Source organism: Microbacterium sp. H6 (genome assembly GCF_003314775.1).
Lineage (GTDB): Bacteria > Actinomycetota > Actinomycetes > Actinomycetales > Microbacteriaceae > Microbacterium > Microbacterium oxydans.
Genome location: NZ_QOAY01000306.1, coordinates 1 through 16,964 on the forward strand (window position 1 = coordinate 1; position 16,964 = coordinate 16,964).

At 69.0% G+C, this 16,964-nt stretch carries 14 protein-coding genes and 1 pseudogene; 12 read left to right on the forward strand and 3 right to left on the reverse strand.

Features of this window, described 5'->3' with window-relative positions:
• The 3 genes and pseudogenes from DSP71_RS20030 to DSP71_RS20040 form a co-directional block, all read left to right on the forward strand.
• A pseudogene (locus tag DSP71_RS20030) lies at nt 1–210 on the forward strand (ROK family protein); the annotation flags it as partial.
• Between the two features lie 78 nt (nt 211–288).
• A complete protein-coding gene (locus DSP71_RS20035; protein ID WP_218867695.1) occupies nt 289–1,833 on the forward strand; it encodes a M81 family metallopeptidase in 1,545 nt (514 codons plus the stop codon).
• Complete coding sequence (locus DSP71_RS20040; protein WP_113681885.1) at nt 1,830–3,170, forward strand: alpha-L-fucosidase; 1,341 nt, start codon at nt 1,830–1,832, stop codon at nt 3,168–3,170. Before DSP71_RS20035 ends, DSP71_RS20040 begins: the two co-directional genes overlap by 4 nt.
• 72 nt (nt 3,171–3,242) lie before the next feature.
• Here the strand turns inward: DSP71_RS20040 and DSP71_RS20045 are convergent, their stop codons facing one another.
• Nucleotides 3,243–6,098: an FAD-binding and (Fe-S)-binding domain-containing protein gene (locus DSP71_RS20045; protein WP_218867347.1), complete on the reverse strand. Its 2,856-nt coding sequence runs from the start codon at nt 6,096–6,098 to the stop codon at nt 3,243–3,245.
• Nucleotides 6,099–6,150: 52 nt separating this feature from the next.
• Between DSP71_RS20045 and DSP71_RS20050 the strand changes: the two genes are divergently transcribed.
• The gene (locus DSP71_RS20050) at nt 6,151–6,813 is read left to right on the forward strand and encodes a GntR family transcriptional regulator (protein WP_058630561.1); all 663 of its coding nucleotides are present in this window, start codon (nt 6,151–6,153) and stop codon (nt 6,811–6,813) included.
• Nucleotides 6,814–6,826: 13 nt separating this feature from the next.
• Here the strand turns inward: DSP71_RS20050 and DSP71_RS20055 are convergent, their stop codons facing one another.
• Nucleotides 6,827–7,795, reverse strand: coding sequence for a hypothetical protein (locus DSP71_RS20055; RefSeq protein ID WP_257021988.1), 969 nt, complete (start codon nt 7,793–7,795; stop codon nt 6,827–6,829).
• An 85-nt stretch (nt 7,796–7,880) separates the two neighbouring features.
• Between DSP71_RS20055 and DSP71_RS20060 the strand changes: the two genes are divergently transcribed.
• From DSP71_RS20060 to serA, 3 genes are all read left to right on the forward strand, one after another.
• Nucleotides 7,881–8,399 (forward strand): hypothetical protein, encoded by a 519-nt coding sequence (locus tag DSP71_RS20060; protein ID WP_113681975.1) that lies wholly within the window; start codon nt 7,881–7,883, stop codon nt 8,397–8,399.
• A complete protein-coding gene (locus tag DSP71_RS20065) occupies nt 8,399–8,731 on the forward strand; it encodes a hypothetical protein (RefSeq protein WP_113681886.1) in 333 nt (110 codons plus the stop codon). The genes DSP71_RS20060 and DSP71_RS20065 overlap by 1 nt, the downstream gene beginning before the upstream one ends.
• 123 nt (nt 8,732–8,854) lie before the next feature.
• A complete protein-coding gene (gene serA, locus DSP71_RS20070; RefSeq protein ID WP_058630564.1) occupies nt 8,855–10,459 on the forward strand; it encodes a phosphoglycerate dehydrogenase in 1,605 nt (534 codons plus the stop codon).
• A 66-nt stretch (nt 10,460–10,525) separates the two neighbouring features.
• On the opposite strand, the gene DSP71_RS20075 is transcribed toward serA, so the two are convergent.
• A complete protein-coding gene (locus DSP71_RS20075; protein ID WP_046748412.1) occupies nt 10,526–11,068 on the reverse strand; it encodes a TetR/AcrR family transcriptional regulator in 543 nt (180 codons plus the stop codon).
• Between the two features lie 94 nt (nt 11,069–11,162).
• Between DSP71_RS20075 and DSP71_RS20080 the strand changes: the two genes are divergently transcribed.
• The 5 genes from DSP71_RS20080 to DSP71_RS20100 form a co-directional block, all read left to right on the forward strand.
• A complete protein-coding gene (locus tag DSP71_RS20080) occupies nt 11,163–12,698 on the forward strand; it encodes an MFS transporter (RefSeq protein WP_046748413.1) in 1,536 nt (511 codons plus the stop codon).
• An 81-nt stretch (nt 12,699–12,779) separates the two neighbouring features.
• A complete protein-coding gene (locus DSP71_RS20085; protein WP_061017595.1) occupies nt 12,780–13,823 on the forward strand; it encodes a 3-isopropylmalate dehydrogenase in 1,044 nt (347 codons plus the stop codon).
• A gap of 61 nt (nt 13,824–13,884) precedes the next feature.
• Nucleotides 13,885–14,985, forward strand: coding sequence for a branched-chain amino acid aminotransferase (locus tag DSP71_RS20090; RefSeq protein ID WP_113681887.1), 1,101 nt, complete (start codon nt 13,885–13,887; stop codon nt 14,983–14,985).
• 139 nt (nt 14,986–15,124) lie between these two features.
• Nucleotides 15,125–15,901, forward strand: a complete 777-nt coding sequence (locus DSP71_RS20095) for a fumarylacetoacetate hydrolase family protein (protein ID WP_058630567.1) — start codon at nt 15,125–15,127, stop codon at nt 15,899–15,901.
• Nucleotides 15,898–16,964: MFS transporter (locus DSP71_RS20100; protein ID WP_258546576.1), on the forward strand; the 1,067-nt coding region annotated here is incomplete at its 3' end. The genes DSP71_RS20095 and DSP71_RS20100, both read left to right, overlap by 4 nt.

The window sequence follows — 16,964 nt, forward strand, 5'->3', positions numbered from 1 at the left end:
ATCCTCGACCTGCCCTGCGCGATCGTCGGGGGCGGGGTCACGGCCGCATGGGACCTCCTCGAGCCGGCCATCGCGCGTACGCTCGCCACCGACTCGCCGGTGTCGGGTATCCCGCTGCGCATCATTCCGGCCGTCCTCGGTTCCGACGCGGTCGCTCTCGGCGCGATCGAGACGGCCCGCCGTGCGCTCGTGCCGGCAGGCGCACGCTGAGAGACGACCCCACGCACGACCCTCGCACCACAAGGAGCACCTCACGTGACCGCACGTCCTGAAGCCCACGAGATCTGGATGGGCCCGCTTCCCACCGTCGCCGACGGCGGTCTCGCCCTGCCACGCATCGGCATCGCCGGGATCTCCATCGAGTCGAGCACCTTCTCGCCTCACATCTCCGGTGACGAGGCGTTCACGGTTCGTACCGGCCCGACGTTGCGGGGGTACTACCCGTTCCTGGACGATGGACGCGAACTCGCCTCCGCCGCGGACTGGGTGCCGCTGACCCACGGACGCTCTCTTCCTGGCGGAGCCGTCGCGCCGGAGACCTATCGCCGGATGAAGGATGCGATCGTCGCCGGCATCCGGGAGCACGGTCCCTTCGACGGGTTCTTCTTCGACATCCACGGCGCCATGAGCGTGGTCGGCATGGACGACGCCGAGGGCGATCTCGCGCTCGCGGTGCGCGCCGCCCTCGGTCCCCACACGCTGGTCTCGACCTCGATGGATCTGCACGGCAACGTCTCGGAGGTGCTGCGTGACGCGGTAGACCTGCTGACGTGTTACCGCATGGCTCCGCACGAGGATTGGATGAACACCAAGGAGCGTGCGGTGTGGAACCTGCTCGCCCGGCTGAGGGGACCGCACGGCTCCGACCCACTGCGGCGGCGCCCCTTCTCCGCCTGGGTACCCGTGCCCGTGCTGCTGCCGGGGGAGAAGACCAGCACGCGGCTGGAGCCGGCGCGCAGCATCTACGCCCAGCTGCCCGAGATCGAAGCCCTCCCCGGGGTGGTCGACGCCTCCGTCTGGATCGGCTACGCCTGGGCGGACGAGCCGCGGTGCCAGGCCTACGTGGTCGTCACCGGGGACGACGAGCAGGTGATCGCACGGGAAGCCGAGCGTGTCGCGCGGATGTTCTGGGACGCGCGCGAGGACTTCGTCTTCGTGGCCGAGACCGGCTCGCTCGACGACGCCCTCGACAAGGCCCTCGCTCCGGGAGCACCGCGGCCGTACCTGATATCGGACTCGGGGGACAACCCGACGGCCGGTGGCGCCGGCGACGTGACCTGGACGCTCGCGCACCTGCTGGGACGCGCCGAGCTCACCGACTCCAGCCGCACCACACTCGTGGCCTCGATCTTCGACCGCGAAGCCGTCGCACGGGCTGTCGCGGCCGGCGTCGGAGCCACGGTGTCGCTCGATGCCGGAGCCCGGGTGGATTCCGGTCCACACGGACCTGTCACGATCACCGGGACCGTGTTCTCCATCAGCGACGGCGACCCGGATGCGGGTACGCAGGTCGTCATCGCCGTGGGCGGTCTGCACGCGATCATCACCGAGCGCCGCAAGCCTTTCCACCACCTCTCTGACTTCCGGATGCTGGGCCTCGAGCCCACCACCGCGGACATCGTCGTCGTGAAGATCGGCTATCTCGAACCCGAGCTCTACGAACTCGCCGCGGGGTGGACTCTCGCGCTGACCCCTGGTGGCGTCGACCAGGACCTGCTGCGGCTGGGCCACCACCGTCTGCAGCCGGGTGTCTACCCGTTCGACGCCGACGGCGATCCGGACCTGACCGCCACCGTCGTCCGCCGCGGAACCGCAGAGGAGCAGAACGCATGATGAACTTCGAGAAGCGGACAGGCCCCGACTTCGGCACTGACGCCCCGGTGTACCCGACTCAGGGTGTGCCCGACTGGTATCGGGACGCCAAGCTCGGGTTCTTCGTCCACTGGGGGCTGTACTCGGTGCCGGCGTGGGCGGTGCAGCACGGCGACGGCGTGAACATCCCGACCGAGGATGCGTACGCCTGGCATCAGTACGCCGAGTGGTACGGCAACACGGTGCGGATCGCGGGCAGCCCCACCTGGGAGCGCCACCAGCAGTTGTTCGGCCCCGGCACCTCGTACGAGGACCTGGCCGATCGGTGGGACGCCTCGGCGTTCGATGCGGATGCCTTCGTGGGCGAGTTGGTCGGTGCCGGGGCCAAGTACATCGTCCCCACGACCAAGCACCACGAGGGTTTCTGCCTCTGGGACACGGCGACCACCGGTTTCAACGCGGTCGCTCGTGGTCCGCGCCGCGACCTGATCTCCGAGTTCCACGACGCCACCCGTCGCGCGGGGGCGAAGTTCGGGGTGTACTACTCCGGTGCGCTCGACTGGCACGTGAGCGACTTCCCGCCGATCGAGTCCGACACCGATCTGTTCCGCTTCCGTCGCAACGATGCGCACTTCGCCCGCTACTCGGCTGCCCAGCTCGAAGAGCTCGTGTCCCGCTTCTCGCCGGACGTGCTGTGGAACGACATCGAGTGGCCCGACGGTGGCAAGGGGCACGACGAGTATGCGGTCGCCGCCCTCCTGCAGCGGTACTTCGATGCGGTGCCCGACGGTGTCGTCAACGACCGTTGGGGCGTCCCGTACCACGGCTTCCTCACACGCGAATACACGGACATCCCCGAGATCATCCCGGATCCGTGGGAGTCGACGCGTGGACTCGGCTACTCCTTCGGCTTCAATCAGGCAGAGGACGAACGCCACTCGCTGTCCGGCGCGGCGCTGATCCGTCTGCTCGTCGACGTCGTGGCGAAGAACGGCAACCTGCTGATCAACGTCGGCCCCGCAGCGGACGGCTCCATCCCCGAGCTCCAGCGTCGTGCGATGCGCGAGCTGGGTGCATGGCTGCAGACGAACGGCGACACGGTCTACGGCACGCGCCCGTGGATCCGGATGGGGGAGCGCAGCGGTGCCCCGCGTCGCTACACCACCACCGGGTCGACCGTGCACGTGCATGCTCTCGACCCGAGCATCGGGACGCTCGACCTTCCGGACGAGCTCGTACACTCCGACCTGCGGTGGACCGACGGCAGTGCGGTCGAGAAGTCCGACGGTGATCGTGCGGTCGTGGTGATCCCCGCGCGTCTGCGTGGAGAGGCCGTCGCGGTGCTGTCCGCAGGCTGAGACGGACAGTTCGCGACGAGACGAGGGCCCCTCCGACGGCGTCGGAAGGGCCCTCGGCGTCTTCGCACGGAGTCAGCCCCGCGTGAGCTCCTCGAGCACCTCGATCACGTGACGGTACGGCCGGCCGGTGGCGCGGGACATTCCGATCTCGCAGGTGCGGTTCGCCGAGACGAAGGCGTCGAAGCCGCCCTGGGCGCGCTCGGCCGCTGCGATCTCCGCGGACTCCTGTGCCGTCGCGCTGGCGGTGAGCTCCGGATGCAGCATGCCGCGGTCACCCGCGAATGCGCAGCAGCCCCACCCCTCGGGAACGAACACGTCATCCGCGACGGCGGCGGCGATCGCGGTCAACGCTCCCGTCGCTCCGAGCGCCGTCGTGGAGCATGTCGGATGCACGGCGACGGTGGGCAGCTTCGCGGGCACGGTCAGCTTCGGCAGTACTTCGCGTGCCACGAAGGTGGTCGCATCCTCGATCCGCAGCCCGGCGTATCGAGGGCTCTTCGCGACGGCCTGTGCGAGCATGACGTCCAGGCCCTCGGTGCAGGAGGCCGCGTCGCACACCACGGGAAGCTCGCCCGCGCGACTGGCCTCCCACAGCGAATCGAGCACCCGGTCCGACATCAGGGCATAGCCGTCGAGATGCCCCTTCGACTTCCAGGGTGTCCCGCAGCAGAGGCCACCGTTCTCCTCCGGGATCACGACGGGGATACCCGCGCGGTCCAGGAGCGCTCGCAGCGCATTCCGTGACCCCTCGCCGTCGCCCTCCGCGCCGAACATGGTGCCGATGCACGCGCCGAAGAAGACGGCCTGCGCATCGGTCGGCGCCTCCGGACGCGGTGGCTTCGAGCCGCCGTGGGGGAGTCCTCCGTCGTACAGCGGTACGGTGTCGGCCCCCAGCACCGCGCGGCCGAGGTGCGTGACCCCGCGCACCAGAGGGGCGGGGAGGGCGTCCGCGACGGTGAGCGCGACGCCGCCGGCGCGGGTGACCGTACCCCAGTGCTTGGCCGCCGTGCCCCACACGGTCCCCTCGATCGCGTTCGACTGCTCCGCGCGAAGTCGACGCACCAGGTCGCCCGTGTTGATGTCGACCGGGCAGGCCACACCGCACATGCCGTCGACCGCGCAGGTCTGCACGCCGTCGTAGTCGTAGTCCTTCTGCAGATCGCGCAGCAGCTCGGTGTCGCCTTGTTCCTCGGCCCACACCATATCGCGACGGATCACGATGCGCTGTCGAGGCGTGAGCGTGATGCTCTTGCTGGGACAGGTCGGCTCGCAGTACCCGCACTCGACGCAGCGGTCGACTTCCTTCTCCACCGTCGGCACCCGTTTGAGGTCGTGCAGGTAGGAGTCGGGGTCGTCGGAGAGCACAACGCCCGGGTTCAGGATGCCGTGCGGATCGAGGAGGTTCTTGATCTCCCACATCATGTCGGTGAGCTGGTCGCCGTACTGTCGGCGGACGAACGGCGCCATGATCCGACCGGTGCCGTGCTCCGCCTTCAGCGACCCCTGCTGCGAGAGCACGAGCTCGACGAGGTCGTCGGTGAAGCGCCGATAGCGCGCGACGCTTTCCGCATCGTCGAACCGCTCGTTGAGGAGGAAGTGGATGTTGCCGTCCTTGGCGTGTCCGAAGATGACCGAGCCCTCGTAGCCGTGCTCGGAGAAGAGCTCGATGAGGCGCTCGCAGGTGTGGAGGAGACGCGGCACCGGGACCACGATGTCCTCCAGCAGGGCGGTCGTTCCGGACGGTCGGGCGCCCGCGACCGCCGTGTAGAGCCCCTTGCGCACGTGCCACAGCGCGGCGCGTTCGGCCGCATCCGTGGTGAGGCGCGGGGCGACGGCGAGCGGGAGGGCTTCGAAGTGCGTCTGGGCGGCGGAGCTCGACGCGGCGAGGGTGTCTGCGTCCGGAGCATGGACTTCGACCAGCAGAGCGGCGTGTCCCTGCACCTCGATCTCGGCGATGGCGTCCGGCACGTCGCTCAACCCCTGCGCGACACGCAACGAGGCGGCGTCCATCAGCTCGATCGTGGCGAGACCGAGTCGCGTGAGATCAGGCAGAGCCGTCATCGCGGCGGACAGCGTGTCGAAGACCAGGAGGCCGGTCGCGATCGAGGGGAGCACCTCGATCGTGCGGAAGCGGGCTTCCGCCACGAAGGCGAGCGTGCCCTCGGAGCCGATGACGAGATGCTCCAGGATGCGCACCGGATCATCGAAGTCGAGCAGTGCATTGAGCCCATAGCCCATCGTGTTCTTCATCGAGAACTGCTGACGGAGGAAGGCGACGTGCTCGGGGGATGCCAGCAGACGCTCCCGCAGGGAGAGCAGGCCCTCGGCGATGGCGGGTTCCGCCGCGCGGAGCATCTCGTTCGCATCCGGGTGGCCGGTGTCGAGGATCGTGCCGCTGGGAAGCACGATCGTCATCGACTCGATCGTCCGGTACGAGTTCTCGGTGATACCGCACGCCATGCCGCTGGAGTTGTTGGCGACGACGCCGCCGATCGTGCACGCGATCTCACTCGCCGGATCGGGGCCGAGCTTGCGGCGGTACCTCGCGAGCCTGGTGTTCACCTGGCGCACCGTCGCACCCGGACCCACCCGGACCGCAGCGCCGTCGTCCTCGACACGGATGTCGCGGAAGCCGCTGCGCGTGTCCACCAGGATGTCTCCGCTGACGCTCTGGCCGGACAGGCTGGTGCCTCCGGAGCGGAACGTCATCGTGCGACCGGCAGCTCTGACCGCTCCGAAGGCACGAGCGACACCCTCCGCGTCAGCGGGGGAGAGGACGGCATCGGGGATCAGCAGGTAGTGGGACGCGTCGTGCGCGCGGGCGAAACGGTCGATCGAGCGTGCGTGCACCTGCGTCGTCGGCCCCAGCAGGGCAGGATCCAGCAGCTCGGCGAGGGTGGTCTTCACGGTGCTCCTCTGCTCCGTCATGAGATTGTCAGACAAGTGTACCGACTGCGCGGCTCTTCGATAGGCTGACCGGATGAGCACCACCTCGGAAGCGCCGCTCGGAGTCGTCGGCGTCGTCGATGCCGTGACAGCGCAGCTGCGCGGTCGCATCCTGAGCGGTGCGATCCGCTCCGGCTCCCCGATCACCGAGGCCGCGGTGTCGCAGAGCTTCGGAGTCGCACGTCCGAGCGCGAAGGCGGCGATCGAGCAGCTCGTCGCCAGCGGCCTGCTCGTGCGCACCGCGCACCGGAGCGCGCGCGTCGTCGACATCGACTCCGTGACCGTGCGCGACGTGTATCGCACCAGAACCCGCCTGGAGAGTGCGGCGCTTCGCGAACTCGCCGCGTCGAAGAACGTTCCTGCCGCGGCCCTCGCGGCGAACGCGGAGATCATGGCGATGCCCGGGGGCCCCGACCCTGCGACCGTCGCTCCCGACCTGCGCTTCCACACGGCCCTCATCGACGCGCTCGACAGCGAGCGCACGGGCCGCATGTACCGCAGCGTCCTCGACGAGGTGCGGCTGTGCATGGCGCAGGTGCAGGGCCGCCGTCTTCTCGATGCCGCGGACATCGCCGCGCAGCACGCCGACATCCTCGATGCCGTGGCGTCAGGGGACGGGGAGCGGGCGGCCGCCCTCCTCGAAGCCCATCTGTCGTCAGCGGAGGATCGGCTCGTGGAAGCGCTCGACGCGGACTAGCGTCGAGCGGGCGTCACGGCGCCGATGCCTCCTCGACCACGATGGGTGCCTCTGCGGGGTCGGCCCACACCGGTGCGGGGAGGACCGTGTCGACCTGGCCCGCCTGGATCGCGCGCAGAGCCTCGGTGATCTCCTCATCGTTCTCCGGCACCGGGAGACCGCAGGCTCGCAGCTCGGAGCCGAACTGCAGGGTGAGGCGGATCTTCCCGGCCTCGACGGCCTGTGCGGTCGCACCGGTGCGGATCTCGCTCCCCGTCTGGATCGCGGGCACCTCGTCGCAGACGTGGTAGACCTTGCCACCGTCGACCCAGACGACCTCGTCCTTTCCGAGGAGCTGGATCACGGCCGACTGGTCGGCCGTGTACTGCTCGACGGACGGCGGGTTGAAGTCGGCGCCGATGAACACCGCGAGGGCGGCGAGCACGACGCCGACGATCCCGGCTGTGGCCTTCTGGCCCTTGTCCATGTCCTTGTTGAGGAAGATCAGGATGACGAGCGGGAGGAAGGCGACCACGGCGATGATGGCCCCGAGCTGGTTCTGCACGAAGAACCGTGTCTTGTCCGCTCTGCGGGCCGGGTCGAGGCGATTGGCCTTCTTCCAGAGCACGGAACCGGTGATGGACAGAGCAGCGATGACCACGAGCAGCACGAGGAGTGTGATGAACGCCCACTGCGGGAAGGTCGCCGTGACGCCCTGCTCCTCCAGCAGTCCGGTGTCGGGGTCGCGCACCAGAGTGCCGTCCTCGCCGACGAAGACCCGCTGACGCAGGAGCCAGAAGATGCCGACGCCTTCGCCGATGATCGCGACCGCCCAGAGGATGCCGGCGATCCAACGGAACCGCGTGGCCTTCGCCTTGGCTTCCGGAGTCGGGACCCAGCCGGCGGGCGGCTCGGGAGTCGAGGTGGTGGATCGAGAGGTGGCGGGTGCAGAGCCTGCGGGTGTCGATCCGCTGCTGGCTTCCGTCTTGTCGTTGTCGGCCACGATGCTCCCCCATAACGTCCGATGCCCGCCGTTCCGGCTCGAGGCAACCCCGATCCTAGTGGACCGCGTGTCCTACGCTGGGGACATGACTTCCGATTCCGACGACGCCCTCAGCTGGGACGGCGACGAGGCCTCGAACCCCAAGGAGCGCGCCCTACCGCGCGGCTGGAAGGCCGTCGGACGGGGGAGCGACGAGGTGGGGACGATCGAGGAAGGCGGCACCGCCGAACAGGCGCCAGCGGTCGAGCAGGTGCCGGCAGAGGAACAGGCGGCTGTCGAGGAGCAGGCGGCTGTCGAGGAGCAGGCGGGCCTGAGCACGCCGATGCTGCTGCTCGTCGGCATCGTCGGGGGCATCTATCTCCTCTACACGATCGGCTGGATCGTCGGCGGACTGCGGCTGCAGCCCCTCGCGTCGTTCCTGGTCTCCGATGTGATGTTCCTCCCGTGGTTCTTCCTCGCGATCGCCGCCCCGGCCCTCTGGTTCCTCGCGAGCTGGGTGCTCACGCGGGGGAAGGCAGGCTGGATCCGCGTCGCCGTGCTGCTCGCCGGCGTCGTCCTGCTCGTTCCCTGGCCGTTCGTCACCGTGGGGGTGATCGGATCATGATGGCTTCCGCGGTCGGAACATCGACGTCGGCGGGTTCTCCCCGCTGGCTCATCGGGCTCGTCACCGGACTGGCCGGACTCTTCTACGCCTACGCCGTGTGGAACGCCGTGGCGCACCTGATCACGATGGCTCAGACGGGGCTGACCGGGGGAGGTTGGGCGACCCTGCTGTTCGGAGTCGTCTTCCCCGCGATCGTGTTCGCCTTCGCGTATGTCATCGGACGGCGTCGCACGGTGGGCGAGCTGGCCCTCGTCTTCCTCGCCGGACTCGGTGTCGTCGCCGTGTTCTGGATGAGTCTGATCGCGCTGAGCCTCACGATGCCGAGCGCCTGAGCCGCCCGTCGAGACGCGTCACACGGCACGGAGCGCTGTCGGCGCTCCGGTAGAGTTGTGGCGATCGCGCCCCCATGGTGTGCGGCGCATCGGCCCCTGCCGCGCTGCCCCGAAGGATCCACTGTGCCGAAGCCTGTCGTGCTCATCGCCGAAGTACTCTCTCCCGCCACGATCGACGCTCTCGGTCCCGACTTCGACGTCCGCGACGTCGACGGCACCGACCGCGAGGCGCTGTTCGCCGCACTCGCCGACGCCGACGCCGTGCTGGTCCGCTCGGCCACGCGCATCGACGAGGAGGCGCTGAGCCACGCGCCGAAGCTCAAGGTCGTCGCCCGCGCCGGCGTGGGCCTCGACAACGTCGACATCAAGGCGGCCACGGCTGCCGGGGTCATGGTCGTCAACGCCCCGACCTCGAACATCGTCTCGGCCGCCGAGCTCACGGTCGGCCACATCCTGAGCCTCGCCCGCCGCATCCCTGCCGCGCATGCCTCTCTCTCCGCCGGAGCGTGGAAGCGCAGCTCCTTCACCGGAGCCGAGCTCTTCGAGAAGACCGTCGGCATCGTCGGCCTCGGTCGCATCGGTGCTCTCGTCGCCGCGCGCCTCGCGGCCTTCGACATGCGTGTCGTCGCCTATGACCCCTACGTCACCTCTGCACGCGCCCAGCAGCTCGGCGTGCAGCTGCTCTCCCTCGACGAACTCGTCGCCGAGTCGGACTTCCTGACCATCCACATGCCCAAGACCCCGGAGACGACGGGCATGATCGGCGCCGAGCAGTTCGCGGCGATGAAGCCGACCGCGTTCGTGGTGAACGTGGCCCGTGGCGGCCTCATCGACGAGGAGGCCCTGCACGCGGCGCTCGTCGCCGGGGAGATCGCGGGAGCCGGTCTCGACGTCTTCACCTCGGAGCCGCCCGCTGAGGGCGGCACGGCTCGTCCGCTGCTCGACCTCCCGAACGTGGTCGTCACGCCCCACCTCGGCGCGAGCACCGAGGAGGCGCAGGAGAAGGCAGGCGTCTCGGTCGCTCGTTCTGTGCGCCTCGCCCTCGGCGGTGACCTCGTCCCGGACGCCGTGAACGTGGCCGGGGGCGTCATCGACCCCTACGTGCGTCCCGGCATCTCGCTCGTCGAGAAGCTCGGCCAGATCTTCGCCGCGCTCGCGACGTCGCCTCTCACCAGCCTCGACGTCGAGGTGCACGGCGAGCTGAACGACTACGACGTGAGCGTGCTCAAGCTCGCCGCGCTCAAGGGCGTGTTCACCAACATCGTCAGTGAGACGGTGTCCTACGTCAACGCTCCGCTCCTCGCCGACCAGCGCGGGATCGCGGTGCGGCTGCTCAAGGACGATGTGAGCGACGAGTACCGCAACGTCATCACTCTCAGCGGTGCGTTGTCCGACGGCACTCAGCTCTCGGTGTCCGGCACGCTCACCGGTCCGAAGCAGACGGAGAAGCTCGTCGGCATCAACGACCACCGGCTCGAGCTGCCGATCGAGAAGCACCACGTCGTGATGCTCTACACCGACCGCCCCGGCATCGTCGCCGTGTACGGCCAGAAGTTCGGCGAGGCCGGCATCAACATCGCCGGGATGCAGATCGCCCGTCAGGCGGCAGGCGCCCAGGCGCTCAGTGTGCTGACGCTCGACTCGCCCGTCTCGGACGAGCTGCTCGACGACGTGCGCGGTGCCATCGACGCCGACCTGTTCCGTCAGATCGAGATCACCGAGATCTGATCGGCAGACGCAGCAGAGAGGGCGGGAGCGTGAAGCTTCCGCCCTCTCTCGTGTCTGCGGTGATCCTCAGGCGGTCGCCTTCAGAACCAGGGTGATCAGCTCCGCGAGTTCATCGCTGCGGGGCACGAGTCGCTCGGGGCCGTGCACGTCGAGCGAGTTGTTGAAGTAGAGTCCGTCGCTCACCAGCATCACCAGATCGAGGCTCGCGTTGTCGCGCACGTGCGGGCGGATCGTCTCCGCCCAGCGGCGCCTCGTGTCGCGGAGCATGTCCGCTGCGGGGATCGACCCGCCCTGGGCGAGGCGCGTCGTCGCGATCAGCACGCGATCGAGTGCGTCGTCCTCCATCACGGAGGTGCGCACGTAGTAGGCGACGGGACCTTCCTCCGCGGCGGCCATCCGTTCGAGGTCCATGGTCGTGAGGCGATCGAGCCGTTCCACGAGGCCGGCCTCGAGCTCGTCCTTGGAGCCGAAGTGATAGAGCAGGCCGCCCTTCGACACACCGGCCGCTTTCGCCGTGGCGTCGAGCGTCGCGGCTCGTTCGCCGTCTTCGATGAGGATCGCTTCGAAGGCGTCGAGCACCTTCTCGCGGGCGAGCGGAGGTCGGGGCATCGTGGATCCTCTGCGGATTCGGGGGCGGGACTTCTGTTACTATACCATCTGGACGGTTCACTAACCGTGCGATCAAGATCCTGAGAGGTGTTCCATGACCCGTACTGCGTCGATCCCGACGACAGAGACGGATGCTCCCCGCGTCGGAGCCCGCGGCTGGGCGGCGCTCGTCGTCCTCATGCTGCCGGTGCTGCTGGTGTCGGTGGACAACACGGTGCTGAGCTTCGCGCTCCCCGAGATCTCCATCGCGCTCGCGCCCACAGGGGCCGAGCAGCTGTGGATCATCGACGTGTACCCCCTGGTGCTCGCGGGCCTGCTCGTCACCATGGGTACCTTGGGCGACCGATTCGGGCGTCGGAAGATGCTGCTGATCGGAGCCACCGGTTTCGCGGCGGTCTCCGCCCTCGCAGCCTTCGCGCCCACGGCCGGTCTGCTGATCGCCGCTCGTGCTCTGCTCGGCTTCTTCGGGGCGATGCTCATGCCGTCGACCCTGTCCCTGCTGCGCTCGATCTTCCAGAACCGCGACCAGCGCCGCATGGCGATCGCGGTGTGGGCCTCGGCCTTCTCCGCAGGATCGGCGCTGGGACCGATCGTCGGCGGTTTCCTCCTCGAGCACTTCTCCTGGGGGTCCGTCTTCCTCATCGCGGTGCCGGTGCTGATCCCTCTGCTCGTCGCTGCGCCGTTGCTGGTGCCGGAGAGCCGCGACCCCCACCCCGGTCGCATCGACTTGATCAGCATCGTCCTGTCGATGGCCACGATGATCCCGGTGGTCTACGCGATCAAGTCGCTGGCCGTGGATGGTCCGAGTCTGAAGGCCGGTGCGTGGGCACTTCTCGGCCTCGCGATGGGTTTCCTGTTCGTGCGGCGCCAGCTGCGTGCCAAGACGCCGATGCTCGACATGGCGCTGTTCAAGCGGGGGTCGTTCTCCGGGGCGATCCTGGTCAACCTGCTCAGTGTCGTGGCTCTGGTCGGCTTCCTCTACTTCGTGTCGCAGCATCTGCAGCTCGTCCTCGGGCTGTCGCCGATGACGGCAGGTCTCGCGCTGGTGCCGGGAATGGTGGCGATGATCGTGGCCGGGCTGTCGGTCGTGCCGATCTCGCGCCGGATCCCGCCGCACATCGTGATCCCCGCCGGGCTCGCGTTCTCCGTCGCCGGCTACCTGATCGTCGCTCTCACGACGCACGAGCACGGCGTCCTGCCGCTGGTGATCGCGTTCGTGGTGCTGGGCATCGGGATCGGCGCGGCCGAGACGATCTCCAACGAGCTCATCCTGTCGAGCGCTCCTGCGGCCAAGGCAGGAGCGGCCAGCGCGGTGTCCGAGACGGCGTACGAACTCGGAGCGGTGCTCGGAACGGCTGTGCTCGGCGGCATCATCACGGCCTTCTACCGCGGAGCGCTCGTTCTTCCTGCGGGTCTTCCCGCCGACGTGGCGCATGCAGCGGAGGAGACTCTGGCTGGCGCCTACACCGCTGCGCAGGCTCTGCCGACGCAGCTCGGCGATGCGCTGTGGCAGGCCGCGTCGGACGCGTTCGGCTCCGGCGTCACCGTCACCTCGCTCATCGGTGCCGGCCTCGTGGTCGCGGCCGGAGTGATCGCGGCCGTCACACTGCGCAAGGCACCCACGCACTGACCAGTACGCTGGGGGGATCGGCTCTCCTGCTCTCGGGCGGGAACGAGTCGGTCCACCCCCGTGCAGTGCGCAAGGAGTCTCATGTCGCGTGTCGTGAAGCTGGCCGTCATCCCGGGTGACGGCATCGGTCCCGAGGTCATCGCCGAGGCGGAGAAGGTGCTCGACGCCGTCACCGTCGACAGCGACGTGACGTTCGACAAGACCCGCTTCTCGCTCGGTGCCGGCCGGTACCTCGAGACCGGCGACACGCTCACGGATGACGACCTCGCCGCGATCTCCGCACACGACGCGATCCTCCTGGGTGCCGTCGGCGGCACGCCGGGCGACCCGCGGCTGAAGGACGCGAACATCGAGCGCGGACTGCTGCTCAAGCTGCGGTTCACTCTCGACCACTACGTGAACCTGCGCCCCTCGAAGCTCTTCGCCGGCGCATCCGGTCCGCTGTCGAACCCGGGGGAGATCGACTTCGTCGTCGTCCGCGAGGGCACGGAGGGTCCCTACGTCGGCAACGGCGGGGCGATCCGGAAGGGGACGCCGCAGGAGGTGGCGAACGAGACCTCCGTGAACACGGCCTTCGGTGTCGAGCGGGTCGTGCGCTACGCGTTCGCCCTCGCGGAGCGTCGTCGCAAGAAGCTGACCCTCGTGCACAAGACCAACGTGCTCGTGCATGCGGGCGCCATCTGGCAGCGCATCGTGAACGAGGTCGCCTCCGAACACCCCGACGTCGCCGTCGACTATCTGCACGTCGACGCCGCCACCATCTTCCTGGTCACCGATCCCTCGCGCTTCGACGTGATCGTGACCGACAATCTCTTCGGTGACATCCTCACCGACCTCGCCGGCGCCGTCACGGGCGGCATCGGCCTCGCCGCATCGGGGAACATCAACCCCGATGGCGCCTTCCCGTCGATGTTCGAGCCCGTGCACGGCTCGGCTCCGGACATCGCGGGTCAGCAGAAGGCCGACCCGACCGCCGCGATCCTCTCCATCGCGCTGCTGCTCGACCACCTCGGCCTCACGGTCGAGTCGGCGCGGGTGAGCGCCGCGGTCGAGGCGGACATCGCCGCCCGGAGCGGTGCCCGCACCACCGCGGAGATCGGCTCCGCGATCGCTGCCCGTCTCTGAACAGCGGGCGTAGGCTGACAGGGCGCGAGGATGCGCCCGCCCACGAGGATTGGATGATGACATGACGACGATCGACGCCGAGACGAGCGTGGCTCCTCTGGAGTTCGCCGTGACGAAGAACCTGAACGCGGCCTCGCCGGCACGCGTCGCCGAAGTGCTGGAGAACCCCGGGTTCGGGGTCGTCTTCACCGACCACATGGTCGACATCTGCTGGTCGGCCAAGGGTGGATGGCACCGTCCGCGCGTGCAGCCCTACGGTCCGATCCCGCTCGACCCCGCCGCCTCCGTGCTGCACTACGCACAGGAGATCTTCGAGGGCATCAAGGCCTACCGGCACGCCGACGGCTCGATCCACACCTTCCGTCCCGACCGGAACGCCGCGCGTCTGCAGGCCAGCGCCCGCCGCCTCGCGCTGCCGGAGCTGCCGACCGAGTACTTCATCCAGTCGCTGCGGGAGCTCATCGCCGTCGACGGTCGGTGGGTGCCCTCCGGTGCCGACCAGAGCCTGTACCTGCGACCGTTCATGTTCGCCAAGGAGGCCTTCCTCGGTGTGCGGGCGGCGCAGAAGGTCGCCTACTACGTGATCGCGAGCCCCGCCGGTGCCTACTTCACCGGGGGAGTGAAGCCTGTGCGCATCTGGCTCTCCGAGGACTACGCCCGCGCGGGTCGCGGTGGCACCGGCAAAGCGAAGACAGGCGGCAACTACGCCTCCAGCCTCCTTCCCCAGGCCGAGGCCAGTGCGAAGGGCTGCGACCAGGTCGTGTTCCTCAACGAGAACCGCGACGTGGAGGAGCTCGGCGGCATGAACGTCGTGTTCGTCTTCAAGGACGGCCGGGTCGTCACGCCGGAGTCGGACAGCATCCTCGAGGGCATCACCCGCGACTCGCTGCTGCAGCTGGCCGAGGACCGCGGCTACACGGTCGAGAAGCGTCCGATCTCGATCGACGAGTGGCGCGCGGGCGTGGCCTCCGGCGACATCGTCGAGGTGTTCGCCTGTGGCACGGCCGCGGTCGTGACCCCGATCGGCGCGCTCGTGGGCGAAGGCTTCGACGAGCCCCAGCCGCTGGGCGAGCTGGCGCTGTCCCTCCGCGAAGAACTCACCGACATCCAGTACGGGCGCCGAGAGGACAAGCACGGCTGGCTCCTCCGCCTCGACGCCTGAGTTTCCTGCTGCCGAGACCCACGTCCCCCGCCGACACCCATGCTGTCGTCCGCCCGGGGCCGTGGGTCTCGTCGCGAGCAGGGGGTCTCGGAGGTTGCTGGGGCTCCAGGCCTGGCGAGGCGCTCGATAGGCTGATCCCATGAAGATCGCCCGGTTCAGCCACGACGAAGCCATCATGTACGGGATCATCGACGAGCGTGAGCTCGTGGTGCTCGCCGGAGACCCGATGTTCACGGGGTACGAGACCACCGGTGCCCGCGTGCCGCTCGCGGATGCCGCTCTGCTCGCTCCGGTGATCCCGCGGTCCAAGGTCGTCTGCGTCGGCAAGAACTACCACGATCACGCGGCGGAGATGGGGGGAGAGGCCCCAGAGGAGCCGCTGCTGTTCCTCAAGCCGAACACCTCGGTGATCGGGCCCGGAGACACGATCGTGCGTCCGGCGATCTCCGAGCGCACCGAGTACGAGGGTGAGCTCGTGGTGGTGATCGGCAAGATCGCGAAGAACGTGAAGGCAGAGAACGCACTCGACTACGTGCTCGGATACACGATCGGCAACGACGTCACCGCGCGTGACCTCCAGCGCAAGGACGGTCAGTGGTCGCGGGCCAAAGGCTTCGACACCTTCTGCCCGCTCGGTCCCGTGATCGAGACGGACTTCGATCCGGCGCAGGCCACGATCGAGACACGGGTGAACGGCGAGGTGCGGCAGCAGGCGCCACTCACCGACATGATCCACTCGGTGCCGGCGATCATCGAGTACGCGTCGGCGGTGTTCACGCTGCTTCCGGGCGACGTCATCATGACGGGGACTCCGGCGGGCGTGGGCACGTTCGTGGCGGGAGACGTCGTCGAGGTCGAGATCTCCGGACTCGGCATCCTTCGCAACACCGTGCGCGACGCCGTTCCCGCGTCATGACCGATGTCGCCCTGACGGCGACGCAGCAGCAGGCGGTTCAGCGACGTACCGTCCTGGTCCTGTCGCTGGGGCAGGTGCTCGGCGGGATCGCCTTCGGTGCCACCGTCTCCCTCGGCGCCCTCCTCGCGGCGGACATCTCGGGCAACGATGCCCTCTCCGGTCTCGCGACAGCTTCCGTCACACTGGGAGCGGCCGCGTGCGCCATCCCGCTCGCACGTCTCGCCGCCCGTGTCGGGCGTCGTCGTGCGCTCACTCTCGGCAACCTGTTCGCCCTGGTGGGCATCGCGGTGGTCATCCTCGCCGCGTCTCTGCGGATCTTCCCGATGCTGCTCGTCGGCATCCTGATGATCGGGGCCGGCAACGCGGGAAACCTGCAGTCGCGGTTCGCGGCGACCGATCTCGCCGCGCCGCAGCACCGCGGACGAGACCTGTCCATCGTCGTCTGGTCGACCACGATCGGCGGGGTCGCCGGTCCGCTGCTTCTCGGGCCGGGGGAGATCGTCGGCCAGGCGGTGGGGATGCCGCCGCAGACGGGTTCGTACCTCTTCTCCTTCGTCGCGCAGTGCGCTGCGCTCGTGCTGTACGTCGTCGCTCTGCGTCCGGATCCGCTGCTCGCGGCGCAGCGTCTCGCGAAGGCCTCGGCTTCGACGGACGGGGCGGTGGCCGTGGATCGGCCGCGCGTCGCCCGGTACGCGATCTTCGCGATCGCCGGATCCCACGTGGTCATGGCCTCGGTCATGGCCATGACTCCGGTGCATCTCTCGCACATGGCGCACGGTGCCGGGGGCATGGCAGCGACCCCCGCCGATGTGTCAGCGCTCGTGGGGATCACGATCGCGTTGCACGTGGGCGGCATGTACGCCCTCTCGCCCGTCTTCGGCGTGCTGGCCGACCGCTGGGGCAGGCTCCAGGTGGTGCTGCTCGGACAGGTGCTGCTCGCCGGTGCTCTGGCGTTCGCGGTGTTCACGGGGACGGAGGCCTGGGGTGTGATGGTCGCGCTCATCCTGCTCGGACTGGGATGGAGCGCGGCGACGGTGGCCGGTGCCGCCCTTCTCACGGAGTC

Coding starts and splice junctions, on each gene's coding strand:
- DSP71_RS20035 (WP_218867695.1), top strand. CDS start 289: ATGGGCCCGCTTCCCACCGTCGCCGACGGCGGTCTCGCCCTGCCACGC.
- DSP71_RS20040 (WP_113681885.1), top strand. CDS start 1,830: ATGATGAACTTCGAGAAGCGGACAGGCCCCGACTTCGGCACTGACGCC.
- DSP71_RS20045 (WP_218867347.1), bottom strand. CDS start 6,098: ATGACGGAGCAGAGGAGCACCGTGAAGACCACCCTCGCCGAGCTGCTG.
- DSP71_RS20050 (WP_058630561.1), top strand. CDS start 6,151: ATGAGCACCACCTCGGAAGCGCCGCTCGGAGTCGTCGGCGTCGTCGAT.
- DSP71_RS20060 (WP_113681975.1), top strand. CDS start 7,881: ATGACTTCCGATTCCGACGACGCCCTCAGCTGGGACGGCGACGAGGCC.
- DSP71_RS20065 (WP_113681886.1), top strand. CDS start 8,399: ATGGCTTCCGCGGTCGGAACATCGACGTCGGCGGGTTCTCCCCGCTGG.
- DSP71_RS20075 (WP_046748412.1), bottom strand. CDS start 11,068: ATGCCCCGACCTCCGCTCGCCCGCGAGAAGGTGCTCGACGCCTTCGAA.
- DSP71_RS20080 (WP_046748413.1), top strand. CDS start 11,163: ATGACCCGTACTGCGTCGATCCCGACGACAGAGACGGATGCTCCCCGC.
- DSP71_RS20085 (WP_061017595.1), top strand. CDS start 12,780: ATGTCGCGTGTCGTGAAGCTGGCCGTCATCCCGGGTGACGGCATCGGT.
- DSP71_RS20090 (WP_113681887.1), top strand. CDS start 13,885: ATGACGACGATCGACGCCGAGACGAGCGTGGCTCCTCTGGAGTTCGCC.
- DSP71_RS20095 (WP_058630567.1), top strand. CDS start 15,125: ATGAAGATCGCCCGGTTCAGCCACGACGAAGCCATCATGTACGGGATC.